The following is a 20,409-nucleotide window of genomic DNA, read 5'->3' as shown; positions in this document are numbered from 1 at the left end:
GCAGCAGCGGCAACGGCGGCGGCAGCGGCAGCGGCAGCGGCAGCGGCAGCGGCAGCGGCAGCGGCAGCGGCAGCGGCAGCGGCACAGTCGTGGAACGAACGCCGGTACGCCACAGCGGTTCCGATGACGCCGAGGCTTCCCTTCCGATCCGGACTACTCGCCCGGCACCGAATCATCCTGCGGTAGGAAATCTCCCGCTGGATCCTCCGCGACCACCGGGTCCTCCGCGACGGCCGGGTCCTCCGCGACGGCCGGGTCCTCCGCGACGGCCGGATCCGGCACCTGCTCCGACTGCGCGACCGGCTCGTCGGACATCGGCGCCTCGGCGTCCACCTGCGGCGGCGTGTCCTGCGTCGACTCCGACGGCGGCACGGCCGGGTCCGGTACCAGGCGCATCAGCGTCGTGAAGTCGACGATCTGCGCGCCGAGTGTCGGCGTCGCGATGATGACGCCGTTGGTGAACAGGCGATAGGTGCCGCCGTTCTGTGGCAGGCGCATCTCCGGTCCGAGGGGAGCGCCGATCGCGCTGGATTCGCCACCGATGCGGGCATATTCGTGCTCGATGGCCGACGCGGGAACGGTGGCGTCGACCCGCGGATCGGTGGGCGGTTTGCCGACGGCGAGTTCGGCGGGTTCCGGGCCGACCTCGAAGGTGGTGATATCGGCGGGCGCGCCGGCGTCTGGAGCGGCGGAGTATTCCGCGCGCAGGATCCGCCCGTCGCGCAGCAGGACGGTGCCCGCCGTGGTGGCGATCGCCGTACTCGCGCGCTGATCCTCCTTCGCGGTGCCCGGATAGACCTGGCAGTCGGCGGTGTCGCAGGTCTGGGCGTACGGGTAACGCTGTTCGGCCAGCGCGTAGGACCGGGCCGCGATGGCCTGGGCTCGTAGGGCCTCGTTGGCGCCCTTGTCCGCCCAGTTGGCCTGCACCTCGGCGGGTACGACGCCGAGCAGGTAGTCCTCGATGTCGACCCGGTTGACGGTGCGGGCCGCGCCGTCCTCGCCCGCGACTCCGAGCGCGCCGCGATAGGTAGGTCCGCCGCACAGCGTGAGGTGTTCGGCGGCGGGGCGGCCCGGCCTGGGATCCATCGGGTAGATCCACGGGTCCCTGGTCGCCGTCTGCCAGAGCACCTCGCCGTCGCAGCCGACGGTCACCGCGACATTCGCGCCGCCGTCGGGCAGTGCGGTCATATGCGCGACCTGGCCCGATTCCAGTTCCCGGCCCGCGACCCTGAGCCCGGCGGCGGCGTACACGTCGAGTCCGGTGTCGTCTCGTTCCATCAGCCGCACGGCCACCGTGGTCGTCGGAACCGTGCCGAGGGTGGCGCCCGGGTAGTAGTGCGCGAGTATGCGTTCGGCCATCGAGCCCTGCCGCGCGCTGTCGAAGGCGCCGAGTTGGCTCATGCCCCGCCCGTGACCCGACTCGACGAGTGCGATTTTCGGCGTGTCGCCGGGCGTGTCCCAACCCGCCAGCGCCGTTCCCGCGAGGAGGGCGGCACCGCCCGCGACGACTATCCGCCGGAGTGTAAATACCGTTCGCCGACCGTTGATCCGGTTCCCGAAATGTATTCTGCGCTGCACTTTCGGCTCCCTCTCGCTCCTCGATACCGGGGCGGGACGACTAATCCACGCACCGCCCGCACGGGCTTCCGTATTCGGATCGACCCGACGCCTTTTCGGCATGTCGCGCCGTCCATCCACATCCCGAGAGCTACATTCGAGCTATTCGCAAAATCCTAAACAAGAGGTTTAGACATGTGAGATTTGTGAACCAGTGTGGTCGTTGATACATCAAGAATCAAGTAGGAAATTGTGCGCATGTTCACTGGTCGATCCGATTGGAGACGCTCGTGCCGAACCGCAAACCGAAACGTTCCTACGTGCTCCCGGTTCTCACCACCCTTGCGGTCACGGCTCCGCTGGCGGCACTGACGCTCAGCGATTCGGTTGGTTACCGGCCGGCGAACAACAGCGATCTGGCGGCGGTACCGGCCCGGATGGCCGAAGTGGTGATGAACTCCGCACCCGACATCACGCTTCCGGTGCGCGAACTCACCGGACTCGACCTACCCGACCTGCACCTGTCCGATCTGCGGATGCTGCCGTTACCGCCGTCGGTCACCGTCCCCGACGGGCTGACGCTGCCGCCCGGCGTGGAATTGCCGGACGAGATCCCGCTGCCGCAGCTGAACAACAGCGGCCCTTCGGTTCCCGCCCGGGCCCCGGGGCAGACGGGCGGGAGTATCCGATTCGCCGCCGATCCCACCCAGCTCGAACCCGGAACCACCCCCGACACACCGGCATTGGCACCGGGCGCGATCCCCGCCGACCTGGTCGACCAGGTCGGGGCGCAGGTCAAGGAGCTCTCGCGCGACACCCCGTTCAGCGTCGTCGCGCTCACCGCGCAGGACCTGGTGAACACCAAGGCCATGGTGCGGGCGCGACAGCCGAACGGCACCTGGGGACCGTGGTACGAGACCGAACCCGTCGACACCAGGCGCACCGATCGCAGCACCGCCGACCGGACCGCGGGCACCGAACCGATCTATGTCGGCAGCACCACCGCCGTGCAGATCCTGGTGACCCGCAAGGACGCCGCCGCCGCGCCGAAGGCCCCGCCGCCGCCTTCGCTGCCGCTGGCCGATCCGGTCCAGCCGGTGCCCGCCGCCGCGCCGCGGTCCGACATCTCGGCGCTGGCCCCCGGATTGACGGCGGTGCTGATCGATCCGGGCCGCGGCGCGATCGACGGCGCACTGCACGACATCGCCTCGGCGTTGCCGGGCGGCGGGCCGAACGTCATCAGCCGTGCGCAATGGGGCGCGGACGAATCCATCCGGTGCGACGAACCCACCTACGACGACCAACTCGGCGGCGTCACCGTGCATCACACCGCGGGCCGCAACGACTACGGCAAATCCGAATCGGCGGGCATCGTCCGGGCGATCTACACCTATCACGCGCGCACGCTTGGCTGGTGCGACATCGGGTACAACGCCATGGTCGACAAGTACGGTCAGATCTTCGAGGGCCGCGCGGGCGGATTGGACCGGCCGGTGCAGGGCGCGCACGCGGGCGGGTTCAACGAGAACACCGCGGGTATCGCGCTGATGGGCAACCACGAATCCGAGACACCGTCGAATATCGCTCTGGAGGCGGTGGGGAACTTCATCGGTTGGCGGACCAGGGTGGCGGGCCTCGACCCGAAGGGTTCCACCACCATGTGGTCGGAGGGCACCGAGTTCACCCCGTACGCGCAGGGCGAATCCGTGCGACTGCCCGTGGTTTTCGCGCACCGCGATGTCGGGAACACCAGCTGCCCGGGCGACGCCGCCTACGACATGATGGATCGCATCCGCGATATCGCCGCGGGCGGCGGCGACACCCGTCAGCAAGACAGTGCGACTCCCCGGCGCAGCGCCGCCGAACTCGCCGAACTCGCCGCGCTGACCGCCCGGCTGCTCACCATGGTCGATGACAATGTCATCGCCAGGCACTGGTCCGAGCGGGGCGGTCCGGACGGTCCCCTCGGTGACGCCGAGTCCGAGCCGATGCCCGCCGCCAACGGCGGCCAGTACGCCCGATTCACCAACGGCTACGTCTACACGACCGCCGACGGCGGGGTATTCGAGGTGCTCGGCGCCATCCTCGACCGCTTCCTGCAACTCGGCGGGGACGGGGGCGCACTCGGACTCCCCCTGACCAACAGCTATCCGGTGCCCGACGGGTTGCGCTCGGACTTCCAGAACGGATCGCTGATCCTCAACGAACTCACCGGGATCGTCACCACGGTGCTGAAGACCTACAACGACACCTACGAGCAGGAGATGCGACGGGATCCGGCCGAGGCGTCCGCGCCGGGCCCGTAGCGCCGAACCGGAATCGAACGGCAGCGGCGGGTGTGCCCTCGGAGGGGCGCACCCGCCGCTTCGTGCACCGGGTTCAGACCCACCAGCGTTCGAGAACCTGGGCGACCCCGTCCTCGGAATTCGCCGCGGCGACCTCGTCGGCCGCGGCGATCGCCTCCTCGTGCGCGTTCGCCATGGCGACACCGTGCCCCGCCATACGCAACATCGGCACGTCGTTGGGCATATCGCCGAAGGCGATGATCGCGGAAGGTTCGACGCCGAGGCGCTGGGCGACCGAGGACAGTCCCGACGCCTTGGTGACGCCGGGCGCGGACAGTTCGATCAATCCGTGGTCGGTGGAATAGGTGATGTCGGCGCGTTCGCCGACCAGCGGTTCCAGGGTCGCGAGCATGGTCCCGCTGCGGGCCCCCGGCAACCGGATGAGCATCTTGATCGCGGGCGCGTCGATGACCTCGTGCCGCGCGACCGCCGTGTCGTCCGGGTTCAGCCAGGCGTGTTCGTATTCCGGGGAGCTGACGAACTGGGGCGTCACCGCGTCGTGCGCGGTGGCGCCGACCCGTTCGGCGGCGAGCCCGCAGCCGGGGAGCGCCCGCTCGGCGAGATCGGCGATCCACGACAGTGTCGGCACGTCGAGGGTGCGGCTCGCCAGCACTTTGTCGGTGGCGCTGTCGTAGATCACCGCGCCGTTGCCGCAGACGCACAGCGGCGCGTAGCCGAGGCCGTCCACCACCGGATCGATCCAGCGCGGCGGCCTGCCGGTGGCGAGAACGAACGGCACGCCGTCGGCGATCAGGGCCGCCACCGCGCCTTTCGTGCGCGCGGTGACCCGCTCGTCGTGGTCGATGAGGGTGCCGTCCACATCGGTGGCCACCATCTTGGGCTTGGGCAGGTGCAGACGGGTCACCTATTCCATCCTGCCGGAAATTCGTCGAAGCGCGATCGCAACGCTCACCATCCGCCCTGTGGTTTCCACGTTTCGTCCTGGGATTTGGTCAGCGGGACGGGCGGCGGCGGGTAGGCGGGGTCGGGTTGCTGCACCGGAGGCGTTGCGGAATAGGCCGGGTCGCCGAGCGGCACGCCCGGTGCGGGAATGCCGTAGTCCTGCTGGGGGTAACCGGTCTGCGGCACCGAGGGCGGCGCTGGGTAGGCGGGATCACCCAGCGGCATGCCCGTACCGGGAATGCCAGGAGCCTGCTGCGGATAACCGGGCTGCTGGTATCCCGGCTGCGGGCCGCCGAACTGCTGGTTGCCGGATTGCGGATATCCGGGCTGGGGGTAACCATGCTGCGGATAGCCGTACCCCGGCTGGACCTCCGACGGCCGGTAGGCCAGCCACCGCGATGTCGCGGGCACCAGGACCAGGACGAGGGTCGCGACCGGGAAGACGATGCTGAAGATTCCGCTCAGACCGCCGCTGACCGGTGAGACGTCGGTCGAGGACACCAGGCTGAGCACGACGACCACCCCGACGAGCTGCGACAGGATGAAGACCGCGCACGCCGTCGCCACGAGCGTCCGCCCGAGCGCCTTGCGGTTGAACAGCATGATCGCACCGGCGCCGAGCACCACCGCCGTGACGATCGAGACGATCCCGGTCACCAGGGCGAATGTGCTGTAGCTGTCGTTGCCGAGTAGCCCGGTCGAATCGAATTCCGACAGTTCCGAGCCGAAGCCCGCGGCGCTGAACGCGACGTTGAATCCCCCGCCCACCAGATTCGAGAGCGCGCCGAGACACGCCAGCACACCGGCGATGATCGCGGTCGCGCCGTTCGGTGCCGCGGCGGGCATCGAATTACCGCCGGGATACGGGTTGTAACCCCCCGGATATTGCGGATACGCCACTGGTGTTCCCCCTCCCACGCCGGATAACTCGGCGTCATGGTCCGCTCAGGATAAAGCAGTTCACCGACACCCGGCGGACCTGCTGTTGCGCGCGCGGCATGCGAGACCGGTGTGCGCGTCCCTATGATCGGGGCCTAATACTCGGACGCTGGCCCGACCAGCCGTAGGACCAGAGGACTGATGACCGGCTTCCTGCTACGACGCGCGCTGAACTATGTCGTGCTGTTGCTGCTGGCCTCCTTCCTGACGTTCAGCCTGGCGTCGCTGACGTTCCGGCCGCTGGACAGTCTCGAACAGCGCAACCCACGCCCCCCGCAGTCGGTGATCGACGCCAAGGCCCAGGAGTTGCATCTCGACGACCCGATCCCGCAGCGGTACGTCACCTGGCTCAAGGGCATTCCGCACGGCGATTTCGGCACCACGCTGGCCGGGCAGCCGGTGAGCGAGGAGTTGCCCAGGCGGGTGGCCGTGAGCCTGCGTCTGCTGATCGTCGGCTCGCTGATCGGCACGGCGCTCGGTGTGCTGATCGGCGCGGCGGGGGCGATACGGCAGTACAAGTTCAGCGACTATTTCACGACGATCGTGTCGTTGCTGATCTTGAGCACGCCCATCTTCCTTCTCGCGACGCTGCTGAAATACGGTGCGCTCGAGGTCAATTCGCTGACCGGGTCGCAGATATTCCTCTATACCGGCGAGACGTCGGCGAACAAGATCGAGGGTTTCGGGCCGCAACTGCTCGACCGGATACAGCATCTGGTGCTGCCGACCGCGGCGCTGGCCCTGGGCGGTATGGCCGGATACAGCCGGTACCAGCGCAACGCGATGCTCGACGTGCTCCAGAGCGATTTCATCCGCACCGCGCGCGCCAAGGGCCTGACCCGCAACAAGGCGTTGTACAAACACGGTCTGCGCACCGCGTTGATCCCGATGGCGACGCTGTTCGCCTACAGCCTCGGCGCCCTGATCACCGGCGCGACCTTCACCGAGAAGATCTTCGGCTGGCACGGGGTCGGCGAGTGGCTCGTCGATTCGATCAACGCCCAGGACCTGTACGTCGTGGTGACGGTGACGGCCTTCGCGGGCCTGGTCGTGCTGGTCTCCGGCCTGCTCTCCGATATCGTCTACGCGCTGCTCGATCCACGGGTGCGTGTGGGATGAGCGTCGGACAGAGGCAGACCGGCGCGCACGCGCGGTCGGATCGCACAGGGGAGGCGCGGGTATGACCGAAGCCGAGATCATCGTCCAGGGCGCGCCGGAGATCGCGGCGGCGGGCCGCCGCAAACTGGTGATGCGGCGCTTCCTGCGCAACAAACCGGCCGTCGCCGGCGCGGTGGTGCTGATCCTGATGTTCATCCTCAGTTTCGCGCTGCCGCCGCTACTGCCCTACGACTACCAGCAGATGGACTACACGGCGCTGCTGAAACCGCCCAGCGCCGACCATCCGTTCGGCACCACCCAGATCGGTCAGGACGTGCTGGCGCAGACCCTGCGCGGTCTACAGAAGTCGCTGGTCATCGGCCTGCTGGTAGCGCTCATCTCGACGACCATCGCGGCCACGGCGGGCGCGCTGGCCGGATTGCTCGGCGGCTGGACCGACCGGGCCATCATGTGGTTGGTCGACCTGCTGCTCGTCGTCCCGAGTTTCATCATCATCGCGATCTTCGCGCCGCGCACCAAGGGCAGCGGATCCTTCTGGCTGCTGATCGTGCTGTTGGCGGTCTTCGGCTGGATGATCAGCGCCCGCATCGTGCGCGGACTGACGCTGAGCCTGCGTGATCGCGAATTCGTCAAGGCCGCGCGGTACATGGGCGCGCCGACCCGCACCGTGATCGTCAGCCATATCGTGCCGAATATCGCGTCCATCCTGATCATCGACACCACACTCACCGTGGGTGCGGCGATCATGGCCGAAACCGGTTTGAGCTTCCTCGGATTCGGTGTGCAGCCGCCGGATGTGTCACTCGGTTCGCTGATCGCGTCGGGCACCCGATCGGCGCTGACCTACCCGTGGCTGTTCATGTTCGCGGGCGGCCTGCTGATCCTGACGGTGCTGTGCGCGAATCTGGTCGGCGACGGCCTGCGCGACGCGTTCGATCCGAGCGCCGCGCGCGCCAGGTCCAAGAAGTCGGAAGAGAAGGCCAAGCCATGACAGGCGCACATTCGACAGCGCCCCTGCTGGAGGTTTCCGATCTGCGGGTCTCCTTCCCCAGTGAAGAGGGCCGCATCGACGCCGTGCGCGGGGTGAACTACACCGTGGCCGACGGTGAAGTGCTCGCGATCGTCGGCGAATCCGGTTCGGGCAAATCGGTGTCGTCGCTGGCGATCATCGGTCTGCTGCCCGAGCAGGCGCGTATCAACGGGTCGATCCGGTTGCGCGGGCGCGAACTGCTCGGGCTGGGCGACCGTCAGATGTCCGCGCTGCGCGGCAGTTCGATCAGCATGGTCTTCCAGGACCCGCTCTCCGCGCTCACGCCGGTGTACCGGGTGGGCGAGCAGATCGCGGAGGCGCTGCTTGCGCACGGCTCGATGGGCCGCAAGGAGGCCGCGACGAAGGCGGTCGACCTGCTGAAACTCGTCGGCATCGAGGACGCCGAGGTACGTGCCAAAGCCTTCCCGCACGAATTCTCCGGCGGTATGCGCCAGCGCGTGGTGATCGCGATGGCGATCGCCAACGATCCAGCGCTGATCATCTGCGACGAGCCGACCACGGCACTCGACGTCACGGTGCAGAAGCAGATCCTGAATCTGCTGCGCAAGGCGCGCGACATCACCGGCGCGGGCGTCATCATGATCACCCACGACATGGGCATCGCCGCGACCCTGGCCGACCGGATCGCGGTGATGTACGCGGGCAAGGTCGTCGAAACGGCCACCGCGGCCGAACTGTTCAACGAGCCGAGGATGCCGTACACGGTGGGTCTGCTCGGCTCGATCCCGAGGATGGACGGTCCGGCCCGCTCGCCGCTGATCCCGATCGTCGGCGCGCCGCCCGCCATGCACGCCCTGCCGCCCGGCTGCTCGTTCGCGCCGCGCTGCCCGATCTCGATCGACGAATGCCTGGTCGCGGAACCGCCGTTGGAGAACACCGCGCCCGGGCACGCCGTGGCGTGTATCCGCGCCGAAGAGGTCGGCACGGCCGAACTGTTCACCGCCTACCGCACCGAGATCACCGAGCCCGCGACCCGCGACGACGCCGATACCGGTGTGGTGCTGCGAGTCTCGGAATTGCGGAAAACCTTCCCGATCACCTCGGGGGTGATCTTCCAGCGCCGCAAGGGCGAGGTCCGCGCGGTCGACGGTATCAGTTTCGAGGTGCGCAAGGGCCGGACGCTGGCCCTGGTCGGCGAATCCGGTTCCGGCAAATCGACGACGCTCACCCAGATCCTCGACCTGGCGAAACCGGAATCGGGCACCATCGAGATCATGGGCCGCGATGTCTCGACGCTGACCAGGGCCCAGAAACGCGAGATCCGTCGCACGATGCAGATCGTGTTCCAGGACCCGACGGCCTCGCTCGATCCGCGACTGCCGATCTTCGACGCGCTGGCCGAACCGCTGCGCATCGACGGCAGGCGCAGGGCCGAGATCGCCGAGCGGGTACCGCAACTGCTCAGGCAGGTCGGCCTGCGTCCCGAACACGCCGACCGCTATCCGGCGGATTTCTCCGGCGGCCAGAAGCAGCGCATCAGTATCGCGCGCGCCCTCGCCCTGGATCCGGAACTGCTCGTGCTGGACGAACCGGTGTCGTCGCTGGACGTGTCCATTCAGGCCGGTGTGCTGAATCTGCTGCGCAACCTACAGACCGAGCGGGGACTGTCGTATCTGTTCGTCTCCCACGACCTGTCGGTGGTGCGCAATCTCGCGCACGATATCGCGGTGATGTATCGCGGCAAGATCGTCGAAGCCGGTCCGGCCGAGCAGATCTTCGACGATCCTCGACACGAGTACACCCGGGCGTTGATCGAGGCGGTGCCGGTTCCAGTCGTCAGCGGGTAGGCAGGAGAGCGCTGTGGAAGTTCGTTCGAGGCGGAGCCGGTCGGTGCGCACGCGGTCCGGGCGGTTTCGCTGTGCCACGGCGATGATCGTGGTCGGACTCGTCGCGGCGGGCTGCGGCTCGAGCGACGATCATTCCGCCCACGGGCTGTCCGACGCGATCGGCACGACCAGCGATATCAATCCGAGAAGCCGCGACGAGATCTACGACGGCGGCAACCTGAGGTTGGCGGTGACCTCGTTCCCCGCGAACTGGAACACGCTGTCCAACGACGGCAACGAGGGCGAGATCGCCGATATCGAGAAGCCCATGATGCCGCGCGCCTTCCAGGTGAACGCCGCGGGCGAACTCGCCGTCGATACGAACTACTTCACCGATATCGCGCTGACGGGGACGAATCCGCAGCAGATCACCTACACGATCAATCCGAAAGCCACGTGGTCCGACGGGAATCCGATCACCTGGGAGGATCTCGCGTCCCAGGCGAACGCCCTCAGCGGACGGGACAAGGCGTTCCTGATCGCGATAACCAACGGTTTCGAATTCGTGGAGAAGGTGGAGCGCGGCGTCGACGACCGGCAGGCGGTGCTCACCTTCAGGCAGCCCTATGCCGAATGGCGCGGGCAGTTCGCGGGCAATGCGTCGCTGTTCCCGAAATCGGTGACGGCGACGCCGGATTCGTTCAACAAGAGTCTGACCGACGCGATGGGGCCGACCGCGGGCCCGTTCCGGATTCGGTCGACCGACCGCGGCCAGGGCCGGATCGTGCTCGAACGCGATCCCGGGTGGTGGGGCGATCAACCGAAACTCGACACCATCACCTTCAGCGTGCTCGACCACGCCGCCTGGATCGGCGCGCTACAGAACGACGAACTCGACCTGGCGCTGCTCAGTTCGGTCGACGAGGTGAAGACCGCGCGCAATACTTCCGGCCTCGAGGTGCGCCGCGCCCCCGGCAATCGCTGGCGTCACATCACCTTCAACGGCGCTCCGGGTTCGATCCTGGCCGATCAGGGTGTGCGCGTGGCGATCTCGAAGGCCATCGACCGACAGGGCATCGCGACCGCCATTCAGAACGGACTGGTCGAGAATCCGAAACCGCTGAACAATCACGTCTACCTCCAGGGGCAGGACGGTTACCGGGACAACAGTCTCGGCTACGACCCGGCCGCCGCGGCGCGCGAACTCGACGCGCTCGGCTGGAAACTCGACGGTGACGTCCGCGCGAAGGACGGGCGCAAGCTGGTCATCCGCGATGTCATGTACAACGACCCGGTCTGGGTGCAGGTCGCGCAGATCATCCAGCAGAATCTGGCGGGCATCGGCGTCGGGCTCACCATCGACACCAAACCGGGCGCGGGATTCTTCACCGACGTCATCCAGCCGGGCGATTTCGACGCCGCGCAGTTCAGCTTCCAGGGTGACGCCTTCCCGCTCGGGAGCATCCGGCAGATCTACTACTACGACCCCACCGACCTCCAGGGCAACTACGGCCGGATCGGCTCACCGGAACTCAACGCCCTCATCGAGCGCACCCTCGCCGAACTCGATCCGGACAAGGCCGTCGAACTGGCGAACGAGGTCGATCGAAAGGTTTTCGAAGAGGGGCACTCGCTGCCCTTGACCCAGTCCGACGGTAGTTACGGCGTCCGGGCGAATCTGGCCAATATCGGATCTCCCGGTCTGGCGACCTACGACTACACCAAGATCGGATTCCTGCGATGAGAACCCCGCGGATCACCGCGCGCGGTCGCGGACTCGCCGTGCCGTTCGTCGCCCTCACCCTGGTGCTCGCGGGCTGCGGCGGCGCCGACGAGAGCGCGCTGGCCGGTGCGACCGCCCAGCTCGGCACCACCAGCGATATCAATCCGCGCGATGTCTCCGAACTGCGCGACGGCGGCAACCTGCGGCTGGCCCTCACGTCGCTGCCGGAGACCTGGAACGTGCTGCACACCGACGCCAGCGGTGAGGTCGGCGCACTGGCGAGGCCGATGATGCCGCGTGCCTTCCGCACCAGCGCCAGCGGTGAACTGTCCGTCGACACCAATTTCTTCACCGATGTCCGACTGACGAGCACCGAACCGCAGCAGGTCACCTACACGATCAACCCGAAAGCCGTCTGGTCCGACGGCAGCCCGATCACCTGGGAGGACATCGCCTCCCAGGCCAACGCCCTGAGCGGGCGGGACACCTCGTACCTGATCAAACTGACCACCGGTTTCGACCGGGTGGCCAAGGTCGAACGCGGAGCCGACGACCGCGAGGCGGTTCTCACCTTCGCCCAGCCCTACTCCGAATGGCGCGGCCAGTTCGCGGGCAACTCGTTCCTCTACCCGAAATCGGTCACCGCGTCGGCCGAGGCGTTCAACAACAGTCTGCGCGACGGCATCACCCTGACCGCGGGGCCCTTCCTGGTCCGGTCGGTGGATCGCGCGCAGGGGCGCGTGGTGCTCGCCCACAATCCCCGATGGTGGGGCGCCACACCGAAACTCGACACCATCACCTTCTCGGTGCTCTCCAGCGAGGCGCTGATCCCGGCGTTGCAGAACAACGAGATCGACGCGGTGGGAATCTCCTCGATCGACGAGATGAAGACCGCGCGCAACACCCCGGGCGTCGCCATCCGTCGCGCGCCGGGCAACAGCTGGTCGCATCTGACCTTCAACGGCTCCCCCGGCTCGATTCTGGCCGATCCGGCCCTGCGCGTCGCGGTGTCGAAGGCCATCGATCGCCAGGGCATCGCGACGGCGGTGCAGAACGGCCTGGTGGAGAATCCGAAACCGCTGGGCAACCATGTCTTCGTCGAGGGACAGATCGGCTACCGCGACAACAGCCTGCCCTACGATCCGGCGGCCGCCGCGGCCGAACTCGACGCGCTCGGCTGGAAACTCAACGGCGAATTCCGCGAGAAGGACGGCCGCAGGCTGAAATTCCGCGATGTCATGTACAACGCGCAGTCGTGGGTGCAGATCGCGCAGGTCATCCAGCAGAATCTCGCGCGGGTCGGCATCGAGATGGAGATCGTGACCAAACCCGGCGCGGGTTACTTCACCGACGTGATCAAACCGGGTGATTTCGATGTGGCGCACTGGGTCTGGTCCGGCGACGCCTTCCCGTTGAGCAGCCTGCCGCAGGTCTACGCCTACAACCCCGGCGGAGAACTCCAGGGCAATTACGGTCGCATCGGCTCGCCGGAGATCAACGCGCTGATCGAGCGGTCGCTGATCGAGCTCGACCCGCAGAAGGCCAACGACCTGGCCGACGAGGTCGACCGCGAACTGTTCGAGATCGGCTTCTCGCTGCCGCTGGTGCAGTCGACCGGCAATGTCGCGGTGCGGGCCGACCTCGCCAATTACGGCGCGCCGGGTCTGGCATCCTACGACTACACCACGATCGGATTCGTGCGGTGAACATTCGCGCGGTGAGGATTCGAGTACGACAGCCGGGTCACGCACTTCGTCGTCAGGAAGGTAATTCCATGAGATATCGGTCTCTCGGGTCACGCTCGGCCGTCACGGTCCTCGCGTGCGCGCTGGTGCTGACGGGGTGTGGTTCCGGCGACGACGCCGCCCCGGAAGGGGCCGTCGCCGAACTCGGGACGACCAGCGATATCAATCCCAAGGATGTCTCCGAACTGCGTGACGGCGGCAATCTGCGGCTGTCGGTCTCCGCCTACCCGGCCAACTGGAACACGTTGTCCAACGACGGCAACGACGCGACGATCACCTCGATCGAGCGCCCGATGATGCCGCGATCGTTCCGCACCGACGCCGCGGGCCGACTGTCGATCGACACCGACTACTTCACCGACATCCAGCTGACGAATACCGAACCGCAGCAGGTCACCTACACGATCAACCCGAAGGCCGTCTGGTCCGACGGCAGCCCGATCACCTGGGAGGACATCGCCTCCCAGGCCAACGCCCTCAGCGGACGGGACAAGGCGTTCCTGATCGGCAACAACAACGGTTTCGACCGGGTCGCGAAGGTCGAACGCGGCGCCGACGACCGGCAGGCCGTTGTCACGTTCACCCAGCACTACGCCGAATGGCGCGGCCAGTTCGCGGGCAATTCCTTCCTGTACCCGAAATCGGTGACGGCGACGCCGGAAAGTTTCAACAAGAGCCTCGTCGACGCGATCCAGCTGACGGCGGGCCCGTTCACGGTGCAGTCGACCGACCGGGCCCAGGGCCGGATCGTGCTCGGCCACAGTCCGACCTGGTGGGGTGACAAGCCCAAACTCGACACCATCACCTACTCCGTGCTCTCCAGCGAGGCCACGCTGCCCGCCCTGCAGAACAACGAGATCGACGCCACCGGCCTCGGTTCCAGGGACGACCTGAAGACCGCGCAGAACACGCCCGGCGTCGTAGTCAGGCGCGCGCCCGGCAACGGCTGGAGCCACCTGACCTTCAACGGCGCGCCCGGTTCGATCCTCGCCGATCCGGCGGTGCGCGTGGCGATCTCGAAGGCCATCGACCGACAGGGCATCGCGACCGCCATTCAGACCGGACTGGTCCAGGATCCGAAACCGCTGAACAACCACATCTACCTGCGGGGCCAGGAGGGGTATCGGGACAACAGCCTCGGCTTCGATCCGGCGGCGGCCGCCGCCGAACTCGACGCCGCGGGCTGGAAACTCAACGGGGAGTTCCGCGAGAAGGACGGGCGCAGGCTGGAGATCCGCGACGTCATGTACAACGACGTCACCTGGGTGCAGATGGCGCAGATCATCCAGCAGAATCTGGCCGCGATCGGGGTGAAGGTCAATATCGAGACCAAACCCGGCAAGGGCTACTTCACCGACGTGATCCAGCCGGGCAATTTCGATGTGGGGCAGTGGAGTTGGGTGGGCGACCCGTTCCCGCTGAGCAGCCTCAACCAGATCTACGGCTACAACCCGGACGATCTTCAGGGCAATTACGGCCGCATCGGCTCCCCCGAACTCAACGCGCTGATCGACGAGACGATGTCCGAACTCGATCCGCAGAAGGCGATCGAACTGGCGAATCAGGTCGACCGCAAGGTTTTCGAGGAGGGCCATTCGGTGCCGCTGCTCCAATCCCCCGGCAACGTGGCGGTACGCGCCGAACTCGCCAATTTCGGCGCGGCGGGCCTGGCCTCGCTCGACTACACGAAAATCGGTTTCGTGAAATGACTTTCGCCCTAGGTGGCGGACGGTTCGGTCATCTGGAAGGAACACCGTGAGGATTCGGTCGCTCGGGCTACGCCTGATCATCCCCGCCACCGCTGTCGGACTCGTCGTCGCCGGATGTTCGGCTGACAGCAGCGTGACGGCGGGCAGCGGCGCCATCGGCACCACCGTCGACATCAATCCGCACGACGTGAGCGAATTGCGCCAGGGCGGCAATCTGCGGCTCCAGATCACCGGTTTCCCGGAGACGTTCAACAGCCTGCACGTCGACACCGACGGCGATGCCTCCGAGGTGGTCGGGTGGACACTGCCCGGCACGATCAACTCGACCGCGTCGGGTGAGCTGCCGATCGACCGCAACTACTACACCGACATACAGCTCACCGGTACCGAACCGCAGCAGATCACCTACACGATCAACCCGAAAGCGGTGTGGACGGACGGCACCCCCATCACGTGGGAGGACCTCGCGAGCCAGGCCAACGCGCTCAGCGGTCGCGACAACGCCTTCCGGGCGACCACCGCGACGCCGCAGGCTTTCAACGATCTCGATCGCAACGGATTACACGCCTCGGCGGGACCGTTCGTGATCACCTCGATCGACCGGGCGCAGCAGCGCATCGTGCTCGGCCGCAATCCCGAATGGTGGGGTGATACGCCGGTACTCGACACCGTCACCTACAGCGTGCTCGACAGTTCGGCGCGTCTGAGCGCTCTACAGAACAACGAACTCGATTCTGCGTCCATCAGCGGTATCGACGAGGTGACGACGGCGTCGGGTTCACCCGGACTGGTGGTGCGGCGCGCACCGTCGCTGAATTTCACGCATATGACCTTCAACGGCGCTCCCGGCTCGATTCTCGAGGATCCGCGATTGCGCGTCGCCGTCTCCAAGGGCATCGACCGGCAGGGTATCGCGACGGCGCTCCTGAACGGGGTGGTGCAGGATCCGAAGCCGCTCGACAACCATCTCTACCTCAACGGCCAGAAGGGGTATCGGAACAACGCCCAGTCGGTTGCCTACGACCCGGATCAGGCGGCGAAGGAACTGGACGAGCTCGGCTGGAAACTCAACGGCGACGTCCGCGAGAAGGACGGACGCAAACTCGTCATCCGCAATGTCATGTTCCAGGCCGAAACCTGGAATCAGGTCGCGCAGATCGCCCAGCAGAACCTCGCCGCGATCGGCGTGAAACTCGATATCCAGACCTATCCGGGCAACGGCCTCTTCACCCAGATCATCGATCCCGGCAATTTCGATATCGCCAATTTCGTCTGGAGCAAGAGCATCTTCCCGCTCGGCGCGCTGCCGCAGATCTACGCCTACGACCCGAACAACCTCCAGGGCAACAAGGGACGTATCGGGTCACCGGAGTTGAACGCGTTGATCGAGGAGATCATCTCCGAACTCGACCCGGACAAGGCGATCGAGATGGCCAACGAGGCCGACAAGATGATCTTCGCCGAGGGTTTCTCGCTGCCGCTCTACCAGTCGGCGGGGACCATCGCCCAGCGTGCCGATCTCGCGAACTGGGGCGCGTTCGGTCTGCAATCGGCCGATTTCACGAAAGTCGGCTTCCTGAAGTGAGATCCGGACCGGGTCATCCGCTCGGCTACCCGGTCGGAACGACCATCGGCGTCGTCGCGGTATGTGCCGCGATGACGCCGTTCGCCGATGTGGACCAGCTCGCCGGCCTTGCCGTGGTGGTCGTCGTCGTCCTCGGCTACACCGCGTTCCGGCTCGCCACCGCGTTCGGCCGCCTGCCCAACGGGCTGGAGACGCCGGGAGCGGTCACGATCAGGCGGGTCAGGAATCAGCACCGGCTGGTCAGCCGATCGTGGCTGGAGATCACCGGGAATGCCGCGTCGGGTTCGCGCGAGAGCACCGAGTCCCGCTGGCTACCGGTCTATTTCGACCCCGCTCTGCTCGCACTCACCGAGACCACCGCCGAGGTCACCGCGCGAACGCTGCGCGCGGACGCCGTACGCCTGTATCCGTCCGGCCGTATCCGCACCGGCGAACCCCCCGGCCGCCTCATCGACAACGCGTCCCTGCCCGACCCGGAGGCCGCCGAGAAAGGCGCGAAGGTCACCACGCCGACCCGCCGCCTGCTCCTCGACGCCCAATCCGCGGTCGCCGCCCCGTTCGCGGCCCTGCTCTGGGTCTACGTCATGGGCGGCGGTCTGCCCGCCTTCGTCGGGGCCACGCTGGTCGGCGCGGCCGTCACCGTCTGGCTCGCCGCCGTGCGCGGCTCCGATCCCAGCTAGGTCAGCAGGCCGAGCGCCTCCGCGTGATCCAGGGTGCGCCGCACATGCCAGACCAGCGGCACATGGGTGGCCTCGGCGTAGGACATCCACTCGAATTCGCAGTGTTCGGGCGTGAGGCTGACGTCGCGGTCGAGCCTGTTCTCGAAACAGCCGAAGGTGACGGTGTGGATGCCGACGGTCGTGACCTCGTTGATCTGGAGCGGGTTGGTCTGGGTGTTGATCGTCTCGGTATCCGCGGTCTGTAGGTCGACCTCGTCGTCTCCGGTGTCGGGATTGACGAAATGGGTCAGTTCGTCGGCGATCAGAACGTCCAGGCCGGTTTCCGCGCTGACCTCGCGTCGTGCGGCCTGTGCCGGAGTCTCGCCGGGGCCGACCGAGCCACCCGGAATATCCCACAGATCGCCGTGCCTACCCCCCGGATTGCGATGCAGGAGCAGCACTCTCCCGGTCCGGATCGGCAGCGCGTGCGCTATCCACCGTTGCCCGCCGTGATGTTGCGTCATGACCTCTCCCTCCTCCCATCTTCGAGTCTGCCACGACCGGCCGGGCTACGGCGGGCCGAGAAATTGGTATGACCACTTGACCAGCTGACCACTGCGGGGCAAGGTGGGGGAATGGCATTACAACCGGTGGTCAAGCGTTCGGTGTCGGCTGACGTCTTCGAACAGATAGCCGCGGATGTGCTCAGCGGCGAACTCGCACCGGGTTCGACGCTGCCCAGTGAGCGACAGCTCGCCGAGGCGCTCGGCGTATCGCGCCCCGCGGTCCGCGAGGCGCTGCAACGACTCGGCGCGGCCGGGCTCGTCGCGGTACGCCAGGGCGACGCGACGACGGTGCTCGACTATCGGCGGGGCGCCGGACTGGAGGTGCTGCCGCGGCTGCTCGTCCGATCGGGCGTGCTGGAACCCGCTGTCGCGCGCAGCATCCTGGAGGCGCGGCTGCACAACGGCCCCAAGGTCGCCGAACTGGCCGCGGCGCGAATCGCCGGTGCCGACGCCGAGGCCTTGCGCGCCGAACTCGCGCGACTCCTCGAAGCGCTCGGCGCCGAATCCGACCCGATCGCCCTGCAACGGCTCGCGCTGGAATTCTGGGATCACATCATCGACGCGGCGGACTCGATCGTCTTCAGGTTGATGTTCAACATGCTCGGCGCCGCGTACGAACCCGCGCTCGTCGCGCTCGCCCCCCTCATGTCCGCCGAGGTCGGCAATACCGACGGCTACCGCCGACTCGCCGATGCCGTGCTCGCGGGCGAGCCCGAACAGGCCGCGGACGCGGCAACGGCACTTCTGGAACCGGCGACCACAGCCCTGATCGCCGCTCTCGGCCGGCAGTGACCGCCTCGGGACCGTCTCAGCACAAGGAAAACCGTCATGACACGTACCGATAGACCCACCGCCACACCCGGCCGCGCGCTGCGGCGCGGACTCGACCTCCCCGACGCCTTCCGGGAATTCCTGCGACATCCGTCGCCGTGGATGATCGCCACGGTGCTCGCCGGGGCCCTGATCGCCCGCATCGTCGTCGGCGACTGGCGGTGGAGTGACGCCGCGCTACCCGCCGTGATGCTCGCCGTCTTCCCCGCCTTCGAATGGGTGGTGCACGTGCTTGTCCTGCACTGGCGACCGAAACGGCTCGGACCCCTCTCCATCGACAGCGAACTGGCGCGCAAACACCGCGAACACCACGTGAATCCGCGCGACATCCCGCTGATCTTCATCCCCACCCGGTCACTCGCGGTGGTCGTCGCGGCACTGCTCGCGATCGCCGTATTCGCCTTCCCCCGAACGGGTCTCGGCCTGACATTCCTGCTCACGGTCACGGTGTTCGGCCTCTGCTACGAATGGACCCACTACCTCATCCACACCGACTACAAACCGAGACACGGCCTCTACCGGGCGGTATGGAAGAACCACAGGCACCACCACTACAAGAACGAGCATTTCTGGTTCACCGTGACCACCTCCGGCACCGCCGACCGCCTCTTCGGAACCCACCCCGATCCGGCCACCACCGCCACCTCACCGACCGCGCGGAATCTGCACGCGGACTCCTAGCGACTCGGCCGCGCGACGATGGCCCGCGCGGTGGGCTCGACTCATTCACCGACGTCACGATCGCTTTTCGGGGGCGCCGTGGCCGGGTAGGGCGAAGTCAGCCCCGTCGACACCGGTGCCACTACCGCACGTGGGCGACCGCAGCCGGTTGACAAGTTACCCTAGGGGGGTATGGTAGCCATCAGGACGACGGTGATTCGCGCGAGTACATACCGCGCGGACCAGCCCGAATCCGTGACGAGACCATCCGGAACGGAGCCCCCGATGAACACACCAGCGAAGTTCGCAGGCTTCGCCGTCGGCCTCGCGGCGATCTTCGGGATCGCCGTCGCGGCAGGCGCGACGATCGGCCCGGAACCCAGCGGGCCCGCCGCACACGATCCGAATTCGCACACCGACGAGCAGGCGGCTCCGGTCGACGAGATGCCAGGGGGGCTCATGTCCACCGAGAACGGATACACCCTTCGCCTGGAGAATCCGGTCGCCACGGCGGGGCCGAACGTCGCGGTGCGGTTCCGCGTCCTCGATGCCGATGGCAGTGCCGTCACCCGCTACACGCGCAGTCACGACAAGGATCTGCACCTGATCGTGGTTCGGCGCGATATGGCCGGATACCAGCACGTGCACCCCGTCCTCGACGGCGACGGCGACTGGAACGCCACGCTGGACCTGCGCCGCGCGGGCGACTACCGGGTCTTCGCCGACTTCACCCCCGACGGCGGCGTGAACACCACCCTCGGCGCCGACCTGCGAGTTCCCGGACAGTACGACGTGCAACCGCTGCCCGCCCCCGCCACGACCGCGACGGTCGGCGAGTACACCGTCACCCTCGACGGCACGGTCGCACCGGGTCGGGCGTCGCAGGTGACCCTGTCGGTGGCCCGCGACGGTCGTGCGGTGACCGACCTCCAGCCCTACCTGGGCGCCTACGGCCACCTGGTCGCGCTGCGCACCGCCGACCTGGCCTACCTGCACGTCCATCCGGAAGGCCATCCCGGCGACGGCGTCACCCCCGCCGGACCCGGCATCACCTTCTCGATGACCGCGCCGAGCGCGGGCGACTACCGCCTCTTCCTCGATTTCCAGCACGACGGCGTGGTCCGCACCGCCGAATTCACCGTGCGAGTCGCCCCGCCGTCCTCGGCGCCGACCGCCGAACCGCACGGCGGCCACGGGGCCACTCCCGCCCCCTCCCACGGGGCCACTCCCGCCCCCTCCCACCCGCACTGA

Annotated in this window: 16 protein-coding genes; 12 read left to right on the top strand and 4 right to left on the bottom strand. The window is 67.3% G+C overall.

What is annotated here, in order from left to right; all coding sequences use genetic code 11:
• Positions 1-153: 153 nt before the first annotated feature.
• Positions 154-1,401 carry a SpoIID/LytB domain-containing protein gene (locus tag OG225_RS35055; protein WP_405179054.1) on the bottom strand — a complete coding sequence of 416 codons (1,248 nt, stop codon included), beginning with the start codon at positions 1,399-1,401 and terminating at the stop codon, positions 154-156.
• Between the two features lie 446 nt (positions 1,402-1,847).
• Between OG225_RS35055 and OG225_RS35050 the strand changes: the two genes are divergently transcribed.
• On the top strand, positions 1,848-3,863 hold the full coding sequence (locus OG225_RS35050) for an N-acetylmuramoyl-L-alanine amidase (protein ID WP_405179053.1): 2,016 nt from the start codon (positions 1,848-1,850) through the stop codon (positions 3,861-3,863).
• Between the two features lie 73 nt (positions 3,864-3,936).
• Here the strand turns inward: OG225_RS35050 and OG225_RS35045 are convergent, their stop codons facing one another.
• Together OG225_RS35045 and OG225_RS35040 are read right to left on the bottom strand one after the other, a co-directional pair.
• Positions 3,937-4,737, bottom strand: a complete 801-nt coding sequence (locus OG225_RS35045; RefSeq protein ID WP_405183468.1) for an HAD family hydrolase — start codon at positions 4,735-4,737, stop codon at positions 3,937-3,939.
• Between the two features lie 74 nt (positions 4,738-4,811).
• Positions 4,812-5,705, bottom strand: a complete 894-nt coding sequence (locus tag OG225_RS35040; protein WP_405179052.1) for a hypothetical protein — start codon at positions 5,703-5,705, stop codon at positions 4,812-4,814.
• A gap of 180 nt (positions 5,706-5,885) precedes the next feature.
• On the opposite strand from OG225_RS35040, the gene OG225_RS35035 reads away from it, so the two are divergent.
• The 8 genes from OG225_RS35035 to OG225_RS35000 all read left to right on the top strand — a co-directional run bounded on the left by OG225_RS35035 (position 5,886) and on the right by OG225_RS35000 (position 17,122).
• Complete coding sequence (locus OG225_RS35035) at positions 5,886-6,863, top strand: ABC transporter permease (RefSeq protein ID WP_405179051.1); 978 nt, start codon at positions 5,886-5,888, stop codon at positions 6,861-6,863.
• A gap of 61 nt (positions 6,864-6,924) precedes the next feature.
• Positions 6,925-7,854, top strand: coding sequence for an ABC transporter permease (locus OG225_RS35030; protein WP_405179050.1), 930 nt, complete (start codon positions 6,925-6,927; stop codon positions 7,852-7,854).
• Positions 7,851-9,701, top strand: coding sequence for a dipeptide ABC transporter ATP-binding protein (locus tag OG225_RS35025; RefSeq protein WP_405179049.1), 1,851 nt, complete (start codon positions 7,851-7,853; stop codon positions 9,699-9,701). The genes OG225_RS35030 and OG225_RS35025 overlap by 4 nt, the downstream gene beginning before the upstream one ends.
• Before the next feature lie 43 nt (positions 9,702-9,744).
• Entirely contained in the window at positions 9,745-11,424 is a 1,680-nt protein-coding gene (locus OG225_RS35020) for an ABC transporter family substrate-binding protein (RefSeq protein ID WP_405179048.1), read from the top strand.
• Positions 11,421-13,109, top strand: a complete 1,689-nt coding sequence (locus tag OG225_RS35015; protein WP_405179047.1) for an ABC transporter family substrate-binding protein — start codon at positions 11,421-11,423, stop codon at positions 13,107-13,109. Before OG225_RS35020 ends, OG225_RS35015 begins: the two co-directional genes overlap by 4 nt.
• Before the next feature lie 68 nt (positions 13,110-13,177).
• Positions 13,178-14,857 carry an ABC transporter family substrate-binding protein gene (locus OG225_RS35010; RefSeq protein WP_405179046.1) on the top strand — a complete coding sequence of 560 codons (1,680 nt, stop codon included), beginning with the start codon at positions 13,178-13,180 and terminating at the stop codon, positions 14,855-14,857.
• 46 nt (positions 14,858-14,903) lie between these two features.
• The gene (locus OG225_RS35005) at positions 14,904-16,442 is read left to right on the top strand and encodes an ABC transporter family substrate-binding protein (RefSeq protein ID WP_405179045.1); all 1,539 of its coding nucleotides are present in this window, start codon (positions 14,904-14,906) and stop codon (positions 16,440-16,442) included.
• Positions 16,439-17,122 carry a hypothetical protein gene (locus tag OG225_RS35000; protein WP_405179044.1) on the top strand — a complete coding sequence of 228 codons (684 nt, stop codon included), beginning with the start codon at positions 16,439-16,441 and terminating at the stop codon, positions 17,120-17,122. Before OG225_RS35005 ends, OG225_RS35000 begins: the two co-directional genes overlap by 4 nt.
• Here the strand turns inward: OG225_RS35000 and OG225_RS34995 are convergent.
• Complete coding sequence (locus tag OG225_RS34995; RefSeq protein ID WP_405179043.1) at positions 17,119-17,625, bottom strand: NUDIX domain-containing protein; 507 nt, start codon at positions 17,623-17,625, stop codon at positions 17,119-17,121. The two genes, OG225_RS35000 and OG225_RS34995, sit on opposite strands and share 4 nt — an antisense overlap.
• 111 nt (positions 17,626-17,736) lie before the next feature.
• On the opposite strand from OG225_RS34995, the gene OG225_RS34990 reads away from it, so the two are divergent.
• The 3 genes from OG225_RS34990 (at position 17,737) to OG225_RS34980 (ending at position 20,409) form a co-directional block, all read left to right on the top strand.
• Complete coding sequence (locus OG225_RS34990; RefSeq protein ID WP_405179042.1) at positions 17,737-18,459, top strand: FadR/GntR family transcriptional regulator; 723 nt, start codon at positions 17,737-17,739, stop codon at positions 18,457-18,459.
• 36 nt (positions 18,460-18,495) lie between these two features.
• On the top strand, positions 18,496-19,179 hold the full coding sequence (locus OG225_RS34985) for a sterol desaturase family protein (RefSeq protein WP_405179041.1): 684 nt from the start codon (positions 18,496-18,498) through the stop codon (positions 19,177-19,179).
• A 264-nt stretch (positions 19,180-19,443) separates the two neighbouring features.
• Positions 19,444-20,409, top strand: coding sequence for a hypothetical protein (locus tag OG225_RS34980; RefSeq protein ID WP_405179040.1), 966 nt, complete (start codon positions 19,444-19,446; stop codon positions 20,407-20,409).

The sequence above is a fragment of the Nocardia sp. NBC_01377 genome, from assembly GCF_045040005.1.
Lineage (GTDB): Bacteria > Actinomycetota > Actinomycetes > Mycobacteriales > Mycobacteriaceae > Nocardia > Nocardia noduli.
Note: the sequence above shows the minus strand (reverse complement) of the source record. Positions and strands in the feature narration are given on the sequence as shown.

Excerpts from the sequence above, each read along its gene's own strand:
- OG225_RS35015 (WP_405179047.1), top strand. The coding sequence starts at position 11,421 with ATGAGAACCCCGCGGATCACCGCGCGCGGTCGCGGACTCGCCGTGCCG.
- OG225_RS34995 (WP_405179043.1), bottom strand. The coding sequence starts at position 17,625 with ATGACGCAACATCACGGCGGGCAACGGTGGATAGCGCACGCGCTGCCG.
- OG225_RS34980 (WP_405179040.1), top strand. The coding sequence starts at position 19,444 with ATGAACACACCAGCGAAGTTCGCAGGCTTCGCCGTCGGCCTCGCGGCG.
- OG225_RS35035 (WP_405179051.1), top strand. The coding sequence starts at position 5,886 with ATGACCGGCTTCCTGCTACGACGCGCGCTGAACTATGTCGTGCTGTTG.
- OG225_RS35045 (WP_405183468.1), bottom strand. The coding sequence starts at position 4,737 with ATGGTGGCCACCGATGTGGACGGCACCCTCATCGACCACGACGAGCGG.
- OG225_RS35030 (WP_405179050.1), top strand. The coding sequence starts at position 6,925 with ATGACCGAAGCCGAGATCATCGTCCAGGGCGCGCCGGAGATCGCGGCG.
- OG225_RS35010 (WP_405179046.1), top strand. The coding sequence starts at position 13,178 with ATGAGATATCGGTCTCTCGGGTCACGCTCGGCCGTCACGGTCCTCGCG.
- OG225_RS34990 (WP_405179042.1), top strand. The coding sequence starts at position 17,737 with ATGGCATTACAACCGGTGGTCAAGCGTTCGGTGTCGGCTGACGTCTTC.
- OG225_RS34985 (WP_405179041.1), top strand. The coding sequence starts at position 18,496 with ATGACACGTACCGATAGACCCACCGCCACACCCGGCCGCGCGCTGCGG.
- OG225_RS35055 (WP_405179054.1), bottom strand. The coding sequence starts at position 1,401 with ATGAGCCAACTCGGCGCCTTCGACAGCGCGCGGCAGGGCTCGATGGCC.
- OG225_RS35025 (WP_405179049.1), top strand. The coding sequence starts at position 7,851 with ATGACAGGCGCACATTCGACAGCGCCCCTGCTGGAGGTTTCCGATCTG.